The organism is Pseudoflavonifractor sp. AF19-9AC, from assembly GCF_003478995.1.
In the GTDB taxonomy this organism is placed as follows: Bacteria; Bacillota; Clostridia; order Oscillospirales; family Oscillospiraceae; genus Lawsonibacter.
The window spans coordinates 159,404-174,968 of record NZ_QUGI01000007.1; the positions used below are offsets into that span (position 1 = coordinate 159,404).

14 protein-coding genes are annotated in these 15,565 nt (G+C 50.0%); 2 read left to right on the forward strand and 12 right to left on the reverse strand.

From position 1 onward, the window contains the following. Window positions 1–24: 24 nt before the first annotated feature. The 10 genes from DWX58_RS12655 to DWX58_RS12700 all read right to left on the reverse strand — a co-directional run bounded on the left by DWX58_RS12655 (window position 25) and on the right by DWX58_RS12700 (window position 11,343). Window positions 25–1,896: an AAA family ATPase gene (locus tag DWX58_RS12655; protein ID WP_118644335.1), complete on the reverse strand. Its 1,872-nt coding sequence runs from the start codon at window positions 1,894–1,896 to the stop codon at window positions 25–27. Then, window positions 1,893–3,389 (reverse strand): MobQ family relaxase, encoded by a 1,497-nt coding sequence (mobQ, locus tag DWX58_RS12660; protein ID WP_118644337.1) that lies wholly within the window; start codon window positions 3,387–3,389, stop codon window positions 1,893–1,895. Before mobQ ends, DWX58_RS12655 begins: the two co-directional genes overlap by 4 nt. Beyond that, entirely contained in the window at window positions 3,355–3,714 is a 360-nt protein-coding gene (locus tag DWX58_RS12665) for a DUF3847 domain-containing protein (RefSeq protein WP_118296913.1), read from the reverse strand. The genes mobQ and DWX58_RS12665 overlap by 35 nt, the downstream gene beginning before the upstream one ends. Before the next feature lie 127 nt (window positions 3,715–3,841). Next, on the reverse strand, window positions 3,842–4,366 hold the full coding sequence (locus DWX58_RS12670; RefSeq protein WP_015516227.1) for a hypothetical protein: 525 nt from the start codon (window positions 4,364–4,366) through the stop codon (window positions 3,842–3,844). 266 nt (window positions 4,367–4,632) lie between these two features. After that, window positions 4,633–6,165, reverse strand: coding sequence for a hypothetical protein (locus tag DWX58_RS12675; protein WP_015573038.1), 1,533 nt, complete (start codon window positions 6,163–6,165; stop codon window positions 4,633–4,635). Window positions 6,166–6,296: 131 nt separating this feature from the next. Next, entirely contained in the window at window positions 6,297–6,581 is a 285-nt protein-coding gene (locus DWX58_RS12680; RefSeq protein WP_021630766.1) for a DUF6809 family protein, read from the reverse strand. A gap of 13 nt (window positions 6,582–6,594) precedes the next feature. Further along, the gene (locus tag DWX58_RS12685) at window positions 6,595–6,972 is read right to left on the reverse strand and encodes a TnpV protein (protein ID WP_021630767.1); all 378 of its coding nucleotides are present in this window, start codon (window positions 6,970–6,972) and stop codon (window positions 6,595–6,597) included. Window positions 6,973–6,976: 4 nt separating this feature from the next. Beyond that, window positions 6,977–9,958, reverse strand: a complete 2,982-nt coding sequence (locus DWX58_RS12690; RefSeq protein ID WP_118644339.1) for a DUF4368 domain-containing protein — start codon at window positions 9,956–9,958, stop codon at window positions 6,977–6,979. Further along, complete coding sequence (locus tag DWX58_RS12695; RefSeq protein WP_118644341.1) at window positions 9,955–10,443, reverse strand: PcfB family protein; 489 nt, start codon at window positions 10,441–10,443, stop codon at window positions 9,955–9,957. Before DWX58_RS12695 ends, DWX58_RS12690 begins: the two co-directional genes overlap by 4 nt. Before the next feature lie 6 nt (window positions 10,444–10,449). Further along, entirely contained in the window at window positions 10,450–11,343 is an 894-nt protein-coding gene (locus DWX58_RS12700) for a DUF6017 domain-containing protein (RefSeq protein WP_118644343.1), read from the reverse strand. 364 nt (window positions 11,344–11,707) lie between these two features. Here DWX58_RS12700 and DWX58_RS15155 point away from each other — a divergent pair, with 364 nt between their 5' ends. Continuing rightward, window positions 11,708–13,330, forward strand: coding sequence for a VPA1262 family N-terminal domain-containing protein (locus tag DWX58_RS15155; protein WP_147382275.1), 1,623 nt, complete (start codon window positions 11,708–11,710; stop codon window positions 13,328–13,330). A 54-nt stretch (window positions 13,331–13,384) separates the two neighbouring features. Here the strand turns inward: DWX58_RS15155 and DWX58_RS12705 are convergent, their stop codons facing one another. Next, the gene (locus DWX58_RS12705; protein ID WP_118644345.1) at window positions 13,385–13,594 is read right to left on the reverse strand and encodes a helix-turn-helix domain-containing protein; all 210 of its coding nucleotides are present in this window, start codon (window positions 13,592–13,594) and stop codon (window positions 13,385–13,387) included. 459 nt (window positions 13,595–14,053) lie between these two features. Between DWX58_RS12705 and DWX58_RS12710 the strand changes: the two genes are divergently transcribed. After that, complete coding sequence (locus DWX58_RS12710) at window positions 14,054–14,695, forward strand: DUF1847 domain-containing protein (RefSeq protein ID WP_118644347.1); 642 nt, start codon at window positions 14,054–14,056, stop codon at window positions 14,693–14,695. A 64-nt stretch (window positions 14,696–14,759) separates the two neighbouring features. Here DWX58_RS12710 and yqeC read toward each other — a convergent pair whose 3' ends face one another. After that, entirely contained in the window at window positions 14,760–15,434 is a 675-nt protein-coding gene (gene yqeC, locus DWX58_RS12715) for a selenium cofactor biosynthesis protein YqeC (protein WP_118644349.1), read from the reverse strand. Between the last annotated feature and the right edge of the window lie 131 nt (window positions 15,435–15,565).

Sequence of the window (15,565 nt, forward strand, 5' to 3'; positions counted from 1 at the left end):
GCCACGCTTGCCGTGTTCCTGTTGTCAGTTGCGGAGATAGCAGACCCATGCTGTGCCATCTTTCTCGGTCACAAGTCTGTCCCCGATACGGCTCTTCGCCGTTCTCATGGTGCGTGAAGAAATCCCACGCTCATTGACTGCCTTTTCCAGCTCTGCGCTCGGCATACGCTTTCCATCTGCCAGCAGTTCCAGAATGAGCATTTGTGCTTGTGCGGTCTTGCTCTCGGTCTTGGCGGTGTCTGCCCCGGCAAGAAGCTCGTCAGCGGTAATGTCATAAGCTCCTATCCATTCAAAGCCTTTCTCGTCTCCCAGAGAAAAGGCAAGGGACTGTCCGGGCGGCGCAAGGGAGCTTTTCTCATGGATAAGCACCCTCGTTGTGGGGCTGTCCTTCAGCTTGCCGATAAAAAGCAGACTGCGGACTGCCGCCGTAATGTCGATAGACCCCAATCCCCGGTAGGTGCTTTGCGTTCCTGCGGCTTTGTTGAGGTGTCCGATCAGCACGATAGCGCACCCGGTAGCCTGTGCAATGTCTCCCAGACTGCGGAAGATGGGACGGACTTCATTTGCCCGGTTCATGTCCACATCTGCGCCCAGAAACGCCTGCACCGGGTCAATGATAACCAGCCTTGCGTTGTTCTCACGGATTGCCCTTGCTATGCGCTCATCGGCAAGGGTCAGCGGCGTGTCTCTATCGTCAATGACAAGCACTCGTTCAAGGTCTGCGTCCGCTTCCATCAGCCGGGGCTTAACGGTATCGCCCAAACCGTCCTCGGCGGTCTGATAGATGATATTAAAAGGCTCAATTGTTTCCATACCGGGCAAGGGCTTTCGGTTGGTGCAAGCCGCCGCAAGACGCATGGCAAAGTAGGTCTTGCCCTCGCCGGGATTGCCCTGGATAATTGTCAGCTTTCCAAATGGGATATAGGGAAACCATAGCCAATCCACGCTCGTCAGCTCCACATCTGCCATGCGGAGCATGGGAACAGGCTGGGCGGTGGGCAGCTCTCGCAGCGTGATTGTCTCGGCTATGAATTTGCGGCTGGGAATGTCCCCTTGCTGACGGAGAACATCGTTCCAGTCTTTCCTTGCCGGGACAAGGCGAATGACGGCGATCTCGCCGGGAATGGACTGTGCCAGTCGGGTACAGGCTTCGCTTCCTGCGGTGTCGCTGTCAAGGCAGAGGAACACTTTTCGGGTGTCCTTGCGTTCAGAAAGGAAACGGTCAAGGGCTTTGCCCGAAACGCCGCCCAGCGCAAGATAGCTTCGGCTTTGCCAGTCCTGCGGATAAAGGCAGATGAACGATAACAGGTCTATCGGTGCTTCAAAGACAAAGAGATGGTTGCCGTTTCCCTCATAGCGGAACGGATAGGACTTGTCAGACCCGGCAATGTCCTGTCTGAATGGGTCTGCCGTTCCTCGCACATGGGCGTATCTCGGCGTACCGCTTCGGTCTCTGCCGACAAACACAACATTGTGCCGCTTTGCGTCCTCGTAAATATCCCCGGAAAGAAGAAAAGCCTCAACCAGTTTCGGGTTGAGACCTCGGCTTTCTGTGAGATATTGGATTGCTCTGTCGGCTGTTCGGTTGTGCAAGGGCAAGTGGAACGCTGTGGGCGGTGCTGTGGTGGCTTCGGTCTGTCCCTCGGCGCTTTCGCCGGTTAAGAGCTGGACTGCTTCGGGAAAGGACTTGCCGTAAAACTCCATGACAAAATCAATGGGATAGCCGCCCTTGCTCTGGCTGTGGCGAAACCACTTGTTTCCCCGGACGGTCAGGCTGTCATGTTCTTTCCAGCGGTATTCCCGTCCGCTTTTGATAAGCGTCTCTCCCTGTGTACGGAGAAAATCTTCCAGACTGACGGCATTTGCCCGGTCAATCTGCGCTTGGGTATAATTCATCGGGATAGTTCCTCCTTTTTCTGTCGTGTTTGGGGTCGATTTTGGAGCTTTTGTTCCTCTGTACGCTCGTTAAATCGGGCGGCAGTATCTACACATGACTTGACCTTCCAAAGGCGGTGTAAATCGTCTCTGACAGCCTTAAACTCGCCGTAGGTGCTTTCGTGTGCCTGTTCCAGCTCGTCATACTCGTCGGACAGCTTTTTCATATCCACCTTGCCGTCCGGGAACTCCTCGGTCAGCTTTCGTCTGGCGGCGTAGAACTGTATCAGTTCCGCTTCATGCTCTGCCTTGTACTTGACTCTGGGCTTCTCAAACTTGATTTTCTGCAAGCCGTCATAGACAGGCTTCAAGCTCTGGAAAGCAGCAGAGCTGTCATAGATCTGCTTAATTGCTTTCATTCGGGCGGTCTGTTCGTCCAGCGTTTTCTTCAAGCTCTCTGTGGCAGCACTGTGTTCGCTGACACGGCTTTCCAAATCTTCAAGAGTGTAAATGCCGTTTGCCCGGAGATAATTGAAAGTCTCGTTCATCTCCTTTAGGTTGCTGATTTTGCCTTTCTGGGAATACACCCCGGCTTTGCGCTGGGTGTAATAGGCGTTCAGCAGAGAAACAAGGTCGGGTGCCTGTGGCTTGGCAAGCTCGGCTTTCATATCCGCTATCCAGCCCATAAGCAAAGTGATTTTCTTCTTGATGTCCCGGATCACGGCGTTGGTGGCTTTGATCCAGCGGTTGAACTCGCCTTTCTCGGTGCGTATGCCTTTCTTCTCCATTGCCCGGACGGTTGCGCCCTCATGGACGGTGGGAAGAAGCTCCACGCCCTGACGCTCATAGCTTCGGTGGTCGATACGAACATCAAGCCCTTTCTCCGCAAACTTGGCGTTGCATAGTTCCGCCCATGTCTGCCGCCAATGTTCCAGCGTTTCGGGACTGCCCCAGTCGGTAGTGGGAACGGCGTTGAACACAAACTTTCCGTCTGCGTCTCGGATACGGTTGCCGTCCTCGTCCAGCTCATACACCCGGCGTTGCTTTAGTCCCCATTTGCCGTTCTGCTTGATGGGGCGGATGGGGCAAAGCACATGAAAATGCGGGTTTGGTATGCCGCCGTCCTCCCGGTCTGGCTGGTGTACGGCGAAGTCAACCACCATGCCCCGGCTTACAAAGTTCTCCAATAAAAATTGCCTTGCAAGAGCGATGTTTTCCTCAAGGGAAAATTCATTCTGCAAGGCAATGTCAAAGCTGTATGCAAGCTGGGCGTTCTTTCCACGCTCGGCTTTTTCCACGGCGTTCCATAGGGTTTGGCGGTCTGCGTATTCTGGCGGTGCATGGGACGGCAAGAGAATGTCAGAGCAGATCACGCCGCCCTTGCGGGTGTAGTCGCTGTATTCGCCGTAATACTCGCTATACAATCGCTCCCCGGCTCGGTAGGCAGCAGAAGCGATAGCGGACTGTCCTGCGCTTCGCTTAGTCTGCGTGACGCTCAGATGAAATAGTGCCATCGGCTCTCAACTCCTTTTCTCTGTTTGCTTGGCTGATGTGGGTAATCGTCATGTGACGGACGGCTCGCTGGACTTCGGACAAAGAAAAGATTTGTTCCATCAGCTCTGTCATTTCGGTGCGTGTGAGATCTTTGACCTCCGGGGCAAGGCTCTCAATCGTGCCGCCCAGATTGCAAAGACGGTGGGTGCGCTTTTGTCTCTCGCCTTTCTCCAGATACTTCTTTCTGTTCTCCAGACGCTCCAGCTTGTGCTGTTCCTGTGCAAGCTGTGTCTCGACCTGTTCCTTTTCGGCTCGGAGCTGTTCAAGGTTTTTCGGTTTTGCCATTTTTCGTGACCTCCTTTTTTGAAAATGGGGATAAAAAAAGACCGTCAACTTTTCGCAGATTGCGACCAGTCAACGGTCAGTTTTTCGGTATTCAGTTGTTGTGTTCAGTTCGGTAAATTGAAGTTGGTCAAAGTTGTTGGCGAAGATATTCCACAACATTTCCATTCGTATCATAGAAACAGATGTTTCCTACATTGAGGGGCAGGACAATGGCGAAAGGCTTGCCACTATCAATATCAATCACCTGAATGCCGTTGCCATCATCTACTTCAAGTCGAACAATATTTTGGGTATTCATTGAGATAAATGCCCTTTCGTTATTTCCCTCAACAACAAACTCTGCAATGTAATCATCAACCTCAACTATATCTCCACCACCACGGAAGAAATATCCAAAAGACAAGCCAGGGCGATTTACATAGACAGAAAAAGTGTGGTCTGTCTTGTCCTGTGGGTAAGAAATAAATGCAGCCATTGTGTCGGAAATGCTTCCATCAACAATCCAATCATCCAAAATTTTTTGAGATTGGCGAATGTCTGCTTCTAAACTGTTTGCGGTTTTACCAATGTCATTGTTTGCATAAAGGAAACCGAAAACCAACACACAAGCCAAAATAACACCCAAGAGGATTATGGGTAATTTCTTTTTCATAGAATCACACTCCTTTATCAAATTAAGATTCTTGATTTTCAAACTTGCTGGCGGCGAACGGTTTGTCAAAACCGTTTGCGGACGGCAAGTCCACAGGGGATAGCCGCTTTAGCGGCGCAAGGGGGTGTAGCCACCTTGACGGAACGAAGTGACGCAACATTCTCGGTCATGCAGTTTTCTTCTGCTGACGGAGAATGAAGCTCCGCAGGACGCACTACTCTCGACAGAGAGTATAGAAGTGCGCCCTTAGAGTTCTAAGGGTATTTTTAGATAATTGGGAATGTTTCTTTGTCAAACTGCGTAACATTGAACACGATACGCCACTCGACATCATCACCAACCGGTTCAAAGTGCAGAGCAGAACAAGCAGCATGAAGTTTTTCTTGTGAATTTGTTCCATATATAACTGCTGTCGGACCATCTGCACCACCAATAACACCAACAACAAAACAGGAACTACTGCCAACTGGACGGAACGAATGATCGTCTGGTGTAACTTCTATCGGTCTATCGCCTTCATCACAGTCAAAAACCGAAATGTTCTCCATCGGTTCAGGGGTAAGTGTATAACTCATGGCAATATAATGTGTCGGATAAATCCAGCGATCAGAACCAAAACTATTTTGAGGAACTGTCTGCTGTTCTATTTCCTGCACGGTCAGTGTATGGGTTATTCCGCTAACAGGATGGGAAAACATAAATGAATCTCCGGGTGCGTGAACTTTGAAATGTGAGCCTGGAACTTGTCCTGGTTGCTGCTCCATTGTAAGAAAAAGTTTATTGATTTCAGGGTGATGCTTGGTTCCCCAAGGAAATACGTCTCTGCATATGACCCAGCCATAAGTACTATCCAGCCCATAATGGTCGATTGCCCATTTTGCTTCCAACTCATTGATAACGCCATCTGGCAGACAAGGATTAAAGCTCACAGCGCAGCCATGGGTTGTCTGTAATATTTTCTCGTTTAACTTCAAGCAAGGTTTGAAGTTAAAACAAAGTGGGTTTTCCCATTCCATCTGCATCTGTTGCTCACGGGTAAAATTTTCACATGAGTCATTTTCCCAGTCCAGATTCCATTTTTTCATGAAGTCACGGATGCTTTCTGAATCAACTCGCATACAAAAATCAACGACAAGTCCTTTGCTACATGAATAAGCTGCCGGAATTACCCAATGATATCCAGCCCAATCGAATTGTTTATCCAGCTTGATCTCTTTTCCGGCACGGTCTTTACCTCGATGTCCCCAGAAATCTCCATCAAAGTAGACCTTCCATTCAGGGGCAACCAATTCTGCTTCTGAAGTCATATCATTATCGTAATAATCTTCTGTGTATTTAATCTGACTGTAATCAAAGGAAGATTGCAGGTTTTTGATATATGTCCACGGTTGTTCCATAGGCAACAAATTCATCTTCTCTGAAATTTCCGATAAAGTTTGCTGTTGTTCCTGGGTTGTAGGGTTTTCATTGAGAAAGGCTTCAAACTGTGCTTCGTTCCACATCCACGCTTGTTCCACTGCCGCCACATCACCACAAGCCAGTATAAGCCGCAGAAAGTCGGTAAAATTTTCAGCTACTGGATGAACATAATCAGGAGAAGTATTCATGGGGCTGACAGAGAAAACCATCTCTCCAAATCCACGAATGAAACAGAAGTGGATACCATCTATCCCTGCCCATCCAAAAACCGATGCCCCTTTTGGGGTACAAAAATAATTTGTATTATCCTCACGGAGTTCAACTCCCACAGGACTTAAATCGACACCCCGCTGTAAAAATTTTTTCAAAATTCTATTCATTAAGCATCCCCCCATAAAATTAGTGCTATCACGCTCTTGATTGTAGTAAATTTTATCACAAGAGTGTGAATAAATCTACTGGCGAATGCTGAAACCGCCCGAACAGTTTCTTTCTGCTCAGGCGGCTTTCTTCATCCATTTTTCTTTCTTCTGCTGCACTTGTTCATGGGCTTCCTGCTGAACATCAGCCCAGCGGAAAAGCCATACTTGAAGTGACTTTCACTTTCTTCACATTGGGCGATTGCTGTCTGCGCCCGGAGTTCCTGCACCAGCTCATAGTCCTCTTTGCTGAGCCGCTGGGACAACTGCTCCATGAGCTTTTCACAGGCTATGACTGCCTTTCGGTATTCCGGTGATGTAGGTACAACTGTCTCGCAGGGATAAAACTCCCCATTATACATGGCTTCCAAAATCATAGCTTTACCTCTCTCAACAGTAGATTAGTTCCGTCTTGATGATTTCCTCTGCCCGGCAGCGGATGGAGTTCATTGACTGCACCCATAACATCTGATTTTCCGCTTTCATGGCTTCGGTCACGCCCTCGGCTTTCATCATCTGCCGGATAATCAAGTCCAGCCTGTCTGCCGCCTGCTCGTTCAGATCGGCAACGACGGTGTGGAGGCTGCCGGACAAAATTAGCTCGTTGTAAAGCATGGGACGGTGCAATTTCAGATAGGACTGGTGCAAGCGTCCCCAATGCCCAATAGGCCGGCGTTCCTCCGGCAGCTTCAAGTCCGGCACATAGTAGTCGCCCACCAACACATAGTCCATACCGTTCTCATGGATTCTCGGTTTCAACTCTTTCATAAAATCACGCTCCCTTTCTCGGTCCCAGCTGCGGCAAACTGCTCACCGGGATAAATACCCCTCTGGCAATATCCTCGGTGCGGATTGCCTGTTTTCTGGCTTCAATCTCCGCTTTTTTCTTGGCTTTCGTGCGCTCCTCATACTCTTTCTGTTTACCATTGGCTTTCCGCTTCAAGTAGTTCTGGTGGAGCCTGTCCTTGCGTTCCTCACGCTTGCGGATTTCCTCTAATTCCTCCGGGGTAAGCTCCACTTCGCCAAACGCAGGGGGAACGAAACGACCCACGAAATTGAAGTAAATCTCGACCTCCTGTGTGGTCTGAATACTGCCCTTGCGGTCACGCTCATGCACAAGGATTTTCTCAATAAACTCATTGAGCATGGCAATCGTCAGCTTGTCGAAGTTCTCATACTTGTCAATCAGAGCGATAAAACGGTCAGCGTCCTTTTCGTGCTTCTCGTAGCTCTTGATAGCCTTTTCCAGATCGGAGATTTCAACGGTAAGCTCGGACTGTTCCTTTTCGTATTGAGCGTCCAGAGTGGCGTATCTGCTGTCGGACAGCTTTCCTAAAATGTTGTCCTCATAGATTTTGCAGAGCAGGACTTCCAGCTCGGAAACTCTCTGCTTTGCGGTGGCAAGGCGTGTCCGCTGTTTCTTGACCTCTGCCGTCTGCTGGCTGGACTGCGCTTCCTGCACCACACGGACAAACTCGGCTCGGTCATGCTTCGCATACTCGGCAATGGCTTTCAGCATTTCAGAGACAAGGGACAGTACCACATCTTCATTGATACGGTGCTGTGTCGTGCAGAGCTTTCCAACTGGGACTTTGCTGTATTGGGAACAGGTATATTGAGAAATACGCTTGCCGTTGTTGGTGCGGTGGACATACATCTTGCCACCGCAATCGGCGCAATAGAGCAAGCCCGTGAGGGGAGCTGCTTCGCCCCAGCCGTCTGGGTAGCGTCTGACATTCCCACGGATTTTCTGCACAAGGTCAAAGGTCTGCTGGTCAATGATAGGCTCATGGGTATTCTCGAAAATTGTCCATTCGTCCTCCGGGACATAATGGCTTTTCTTGTCCTTGAAGTGCTTTCGGGTCTTGAAGTTGATGGTGTGTCCCAGATATTCACGCTTTTCAAGAATGTTGCAGATGGTGGAAGAACCCCAGCCGTACACATCTTTGAAGGCCTTATTTTTGTTCACGCCCTCGCCGTGCCGGGCAAGGTAAGCGGACGGAATGAGGACTTTTTCTTCTTTCAGCTTGCTGGCGATCTGATACGGACCGTAGCCGTCAATCGTCATGGCAAAGATGCGCTTGACCACCTCAGCGGCTTCGGGGTCAACCAACCATTGGTCTCTGGCTTCGTTCCAAAGATAGCCGTAAATGACCGTGCCTGTGAGGTGCTTGCCGGACTTGCCTTTGGACTGGAAAGTGGAACGGATTTTACGGCTGGTGTCTCTGGCGTAGTATTCGTTCATAATGTTGCGGAAAGGGGTAAAATCATCGTCCCCTCTGGCACTGTCCACGCCGTCATTGATGGCGATAAGGCGAACGCCACGCTGACGCAGGATTTCCATAATCTGACCGACTTTCAGATAGTCACGACCCATGCGGCTCATGTCCTTGATGCACAAATACTCCACATTCCCGGCTTCCACTTCTTTCATCATTGCTAAAAATCCGGGACGGTCAAAGCAAGTACCACTAATGCCATCGTCCGTGAAATGGACAATGTTTGTAAAGCCCTGCCGTGCGGCGAACTCCTCCAACATTGCCTTTTGATTGGATATGGAATTGCTCTCACGCTGTTGGTCATCATCTTTGCCAAAGTCATCACGGCTCAGTCGTTCGTACAGAGCTGTGATTTTCTCATTTTTTCTCATAACTTGCGCTCCTTTCTTCGGTTTTAGGTTGTGTGTTCTAAGAGACTTCCCAACCGCTTGATTAAGAAGTCTTTTAGAGCATACAACACCGGCGGCTAATTTGAATTTGCGGTACTGCTTCACAGCGAAGTGGTCCGGGTGCTCCTTCTCCAATTTGGAAAAGAGCAGGTCAACGGGGCTTTGAAATTCCTCGTCGTCCTCTCTGGCCTCCGATGCGTTGATGAGCTCCAGCAGCGTGAGGAAGTTCTTTTCCTCCGGCTCCGCCTCGTACCAGATGTACCCGATCAGGGCGCAGTACAAAAGCCGCTCGGCCTTGACCCAAAAATCCTCGGAGGATTTTTCTCCGTCGCCTTTGGTGTTGGCAATGATAACATTGACCAATTTGAGGATGTCTTTCTCCGACCGGATATAGGCGAAGGGGTTGTATTTCATGCTTTTTTTGAAGTTGATGGTGTTGAGGACCTTGATGCGGTACGGCTCATAGATGACCTTTCCGCAGGCGTCCTGCATGGGCTTTCCGTTCTCGTCCAGCTTGGGGGCGCCCCGCCGCAGCATGGTCCCCACCTCGGACAAAAGCTGTCCTTTGGGATCGGTGACCACATAGCTGCTGTGCATCTGCATCAGGGAGGGTTTGACGAAGAACCGGGTCTTACCGCTGCCGCTGCCGCCGATGACCAGAATGTTCTTGTTCCGGGCGTACTTGGGATTTTTCGGGCGGCTGGACATGGTGAGCTTTTCCGTCTGGGTCAGAGGAATGTTCCAGTCGGGGACCGGATCGACATAGGGGGCAATATCGGCCGTCGTGCCCCACCGGGCGCTGCCGTACTCGATGCCCTTGCGGTATTTGCGGGCGTTTTTCCCTTTGGCGTAGACCGCCAATCGGACGATGACCGCCCCAGCGATGCCCACCAGCAGGTCCAGCGGATGCAGACTTGGTGCCGCATAAGAAAACGCCTCCGTAAAGCCCTGGCTCAAATGCTGGAACTTTTCAGAGGCGTCAAGGCCGGGCGCGAGGCGCACCGCCTGGCAGAGCTTGTCAAAGAGATAGACAAACAGCAGATATGGAAGGTTGAGGATAAGAACTTTTTTCCAAGTGTCGGTCATAATTCCACACCCCGGTCTTTGGTCTTGACCTTCTCCCGCTGGCGGTGCTGGGCTTTGGACTGCTGTTTCGCCTGGTCCAGCTCCTTGCGGATGGAGGGCTTTTTTTCTTTCTCCAGGTTCTTTGCGCAGAACTCCCGGAAGGCCGCCGTGATGACATCGGCATCCCGGCCCTTGAAGAACACCAGATAGCGGGGGATCTCGCCGCTGGTATCCTTTTTCAGCGCGAAGTCAATGCCGTACTTCTTGGCGGTGGCGGAAAAGGCCCGGATGTTCTGGTTGGTGATCTCGATGTTGGAAACGCCGGTGTTGTGCTTCATCAGCTGCCGGAGGGTCTGCTTGCCGTGGTGTAGCTTGGTTTTGTGGCCGGTCACTCCTTTCTGCATCTCGTCCAGCACCTTTTTCATGGCCTGTTGCAGCATTCCGGCGGAGAGCTTGGTGGCCTCCACGCAGAGGGCAACGGTGCGCTGGGTGACTTCTTCCTGCATAAGTCATCATCTCCTTTCTCCGCCGCCGTACAGGTCGTGGTTCACCAGGGACGCATAGTAGCTGTCGATGGTGGCCGGGGCGTTATACAGGGCAGCCAGCAGATATTTCTTGATGTTGCGGACATAGGTGGTGTTCTCCCGCATCCGGTCCAGCACATACTCGATGTGGGAACTATTCAGCTTCAGGAACCGGGATTTGACCACCTCCGCCGGATAGTCGTCCCCGGCAATGCGGATCGTCTCCCTGCGGGAACATACAGTATCCACCATGAGCTCCACCAACTCATTCAGCATATCCCGATCCAGCCGGTCATCCCGGCATAGATAGTCATACTCGATATTCTCCAAAATCAGCTCCCGATAACTCTCTCGCTCCCGCATCCAGTCCCGTCCGGTCCGTTTGACCCCTGCGGGGGCTTGGGGGCTTGATTGGATAGGATTTGATCCTTCTGTACTTGATGAATCAGTATTTTGTTCTTCAGAATTTCTTTTCTCTTTATTTAATTGCGGCCGGTTTTCCAGACATGGGTTATCCTTATCCGGGTTTTCCGTATCTGGACAAGCCGTATCCGGCTCGTCCTCACACGGCTGGCCCGTGTCCGGGGGATGGGGTGTCTCGTAGATGACATACTCTACATCCACGATCTTGCCCTTGCTGTCTCGCAGCCGATTGCGGATTATGTACCCGGCCCGTTCCAGCTCCTTTAGGGCTGATCCAATGCTGTCCGTTCCTTCCTTGCAGATTTTGGCCAGGCCCCTGGTGGTGTAGTTCCAGTCCTCCGGCAAGGACAGCATCATGGAGAGCAGCCCTTTGGATTTCAGCGACAGTCCCGCGTCGCGCAGGTGGTGGTTGGACATCACCGTGTAGTCGCGGGTTTTCTCAATACGAAATACCGCCATGGTATCACCTCCTTTCGGCGGTCAAAAAAGTGTTGATTTTCGGAAAAAGTCGGCCTTTATGCCGTCCGGATACCCCGGAGGGGAAAACCTATGGGCGGGGGATTTACGGCTGACTGAGGAAGAAAAAACATGAGATTTTAGACTCCTTATTGGTCAATTAGGGCGAGAGACTAGTTTATACACTATGAAAACTATTAGGACAAAAGAGGGACTAGAGTATAAAAATGAGCCATAGGCATTAAGCCTATGACTCATTGAATGAAAAGAACTTTATTTACACCCTAAAAACATCATTGCTGAATTACAAAAACAATATTACAATAAAAAGTGATAAAAATTTTGAGTATCGCTAGAGGAAACACTTATGAACGAAATAATACAAACATTTTTAGTTCCGGGGAATATTGGGTTTTACTCTTTCTACAAATCCACAATGATTATCTTACAATATCAAGGGAAACTATATAACTATTTTACCAGCATTGATTTTTCTCAGAAATATGGACAAGCGCAGGAATTTCAATTTCTAACCAAATCTCCTATTACCATTAACAGTGACATAAAATTGCTTATTGCATCAGAAACGATTCATAGTAGTAATTTCTGCGCTTTTTGGAACGAGTGTGTAACTAAAAATCAGTATACAAATAATGGTACCACAATATTTCTTGACCATACCTTTGAGTCTCCATATAAATACATTCCTACAGTTGATCCTACAGGTGGACACTATAATCTTCATGTTCCTATTGAAAAATATTTGTATGGCTCAAATTTTATAGGGAATTATTATATTTTTGAGCTTTTCAGCGATAAAAGTTTACTTAGAAATATATTATCAGACAAAGACATTACCGCAATCCAAAAACATATCCTGTCATGCGGATTAGGTTTCCACCTAAATGTGTTGCAAGATAGAATCGGTAATATAGTTTGCAAATTTAATGTCGAAACTATAGAGTATACCCCGAAACTTCTTGGCGCTGAACATGGAATAACTATAGCCTTGAAAAAGGCAGAGAATGTTTCACCTGACAAACAGTATGTAGTCAAAATTGAGCAGGAGTTTGACAAAACAATTTATTCTTTTTCAATTAAAGACCCTTTTTGCTTTTCTGAAGATATTAGCATACCGCCAAATCAATATATTAATCGCATTACACTATGGGATAAAGCCACCAACCTTATACTTTTCGCTATGACTTTAGACTATACCGTTTCGGCAAGTTATGAATCAATAATTGGTCCTCCCAATTGGGTGTTTACTAGTTCATGTAAGCATAGGGTACTGCTAAGAGAAGAAGGGAAAATAGACATTCCGCTTGATTCCCGGCAAGCACTTGGGTCCATCTATGCTTTTATTGAACCATACGAAGTAGAAAAATATAGGAACCAAGAGCATGATCTCTTCCTTAGAGAGCACTTACAATTGTTATCATATAATAACGATTCACATGAACAGGCTATTATTGATATAAGGAATATCATTAATTTCTCTCAGCTATTATGGGATTTAAAAGAAATAATGATATTAGACCCGTATTTAAGCAGCGATGATATTATCAACACGGCCTGTTATTGTCAAAAAGAAGGTATCAAAGTGCGTGCAATTTGCTGTTATGGGGATATTCATAATAACAGCCAGACCGCTTCTGCAGCATCTGCGCACGACTATGAAAGTTTTCGAAAAGAAGCTACTAGTCTTTTAAAGAATACTTTAGGCGAAACAACAGACATACAACTTGAATACAGAAGTATACGAGGCAAACATGGAAAGCCCTTTCATGACAGGTATTTGATTATGAGATATGCAGTCAATGGATGTAAAGTGTGGTCCTTAGGTTCGTCAATAAATTCTATTGGACAGCGGCACTCCATCATTCAAGTAGTTGCAACTCCAACCCTAATAGAGAATGTGTTTGAAGGGATATGGATGGAAACTGAAAATGAAGAATGTCTAATTTATAAAAACTTCTCCAGTATATAACTGATCGGCATTAGTAAGAGCGCAATAGGCCGCTCTCCCATTGCGCTCTACATTTTATTCCGTTTCGTCGTCCAGGCCCTCGCTTTTCAGCCAATCCTCAAAGGACTTCCTGGAGATGCGGATCATGTTGCCGATGCGGATCGTCTTGAACAATCCGGAGTTGGCGAGTTTATAGGCCGAAGCGCGGCCGATACCGAGAATGGCTGCGATGTCATTCACGGTGTATGTTCTGCTTTGGGGCGTCCCTTTTTCATTGGTGCTCATAAAATGATCCTCCCTTGCTAATAGCATTTTGAAATGGCCCCTGAAAGCCCTCTGTCACAAGGGGTTCCTGCTAATACCTTGCTAATACGACATTTGAAAAGCCGTTGTAAGGCAGCATATTTCAGGGGAATTTGTGCAAATTGACCTGCCTCCAGGCAGCACAATTTGCGAAGAAACAACACGGGAAGATATGATATGAACAATTTACGAAATGGTACGCCGTACTCCTAAGCGGAAGGCCGCTGGTTCGAATCCAGTTCGGGGTGCCAGCTCGCTGTAAGCAATCTGCTTGCAGCGAGCTTTTCTATTTTATTCTTTCCCCCTGCTGCATCCATACTGCGGCACCACCTTCGTGGAACAGGAGCCACGGCGCTGTTGCCTTGACGAATGCTTCAGCCCGGCACTATAATAAAGAAAATCGCGGGAGCCGGGAGGGCTTCCGCCCAAGGGGGGTTCCACATGAGCGAGCGTACTCTGCCGCGGTGCACGGACTGCGGCCTCTTCAGCTGCCGGGACCGGGAGAAGGACTATCCCGGCTTCTGCACCACCACCAACCAGACGGACCCGGCGGAGCTGGAGGAGCTGGACTGCCTCTACGGCGGCGACACCCTGGACGGGAAGATGGCCCGCACCGCCGCCCAGATCGAGGGGCGCTACTACTGCCAGAAAACCCGGGTGGAGGAGACGGTGCTGTTCATCCAGCAGATGGGCTTTCAGAAGGTGGGCATTGCCTGCTGCCTGGGGCTGGTGGAGGAGGCCCGCACCTTCGCCAAAATCCTCAAGCACAACGGCATTGACTTCGTCAGCGTGGTGTGCAAGGTAGGCGGACAGGACAAGAGCGAAATGGGCATTGCCGAGGAGGACAAGATCTGCCGGGGCGGCCCGGAGACCATGTGCAATCCCATCCTCCAGGCCCGCGTTCTCAACCGGGCCCACACCGACTTCAACGTGCTCATCGGCTTGTGTGTGGGACATGACTCCCTGTTCATGCGTCACTCGGAGGCCCCCGTCACCGTTCTGGTGGCCAAGGACCGGGTACTGGGCAACAATCCCTGCGCCGCCCTGTACAGCGGCTACTATAAGCGCCTTTACCAGGACTGATTCATTTACCATATTATAATAAGGAAGGAGCAGAGAGGACCAAGTCCTCTCCGCTCCCTTTTTGTTACCCAAGGCGGCGGTATTGTTTCTGATTCAGGCTGCCCGCCGCCACAGAAATCCCCGTTCCTGACAGCGCCCGGGCAAATTCCTCCGCTCTGCCCCAGTCCGATGGCCTGTCCACCTGATTGACAAAGACCTGCCCGGCCAGCTTCTCCCGGGCAATGGCCCGGGCGGCCAAAGTCGGGGTTACCACGTCCCCCGCCTTTGCCCCCGTCAGGCGGCAGAATATCTCCGGGCGATGGACTGCCTCCTCCACCCGCCGTCCAAATCCGGAAGCGCCCACCACACAGATCACCTGTCTGCTCTCCGGGGGAATCACCGGTTCATGGGGGGCATGGGCCTTCAGCGGCAGGCGCTTGGAGCCGTCCGCCTCCACCAGCACATAGTCCGCCAGCCCGGCCAGCACCTCCACAGGCAGCTGGGATGCCGTGAGCTTGCCCTCCGCCCCGGGCTGCCCCACGCACACCACAGGGTGTTCCGCCAGCAGCCGCTCCAGCTCTCCCTCCCCGGCGCCGGTATAGAGGGGAATTCCGGCAAAGGGCAGAATATGGGTGGTGGTACATAAAATGACCCGGCCGGGCAGCTCCTCCCCCAAGGTGCGCAGCAGCGTGGTCTTTCCCCCGCTGCCAATCACGGCACAGACTCCTTTTTTCAGCCCCAGAAGCTCGTTCAGCTCCATGCAAACCGCCTCTCTTTCCACGGGTCAATCTTCTCCAAGGTCGGTTGACTTTCCCAGAAAATCATTGTATAATATATCCCGCGTTATTTATTATAAAGTATAACGAAGAAAAGTACAAGATGGGAGCGAAA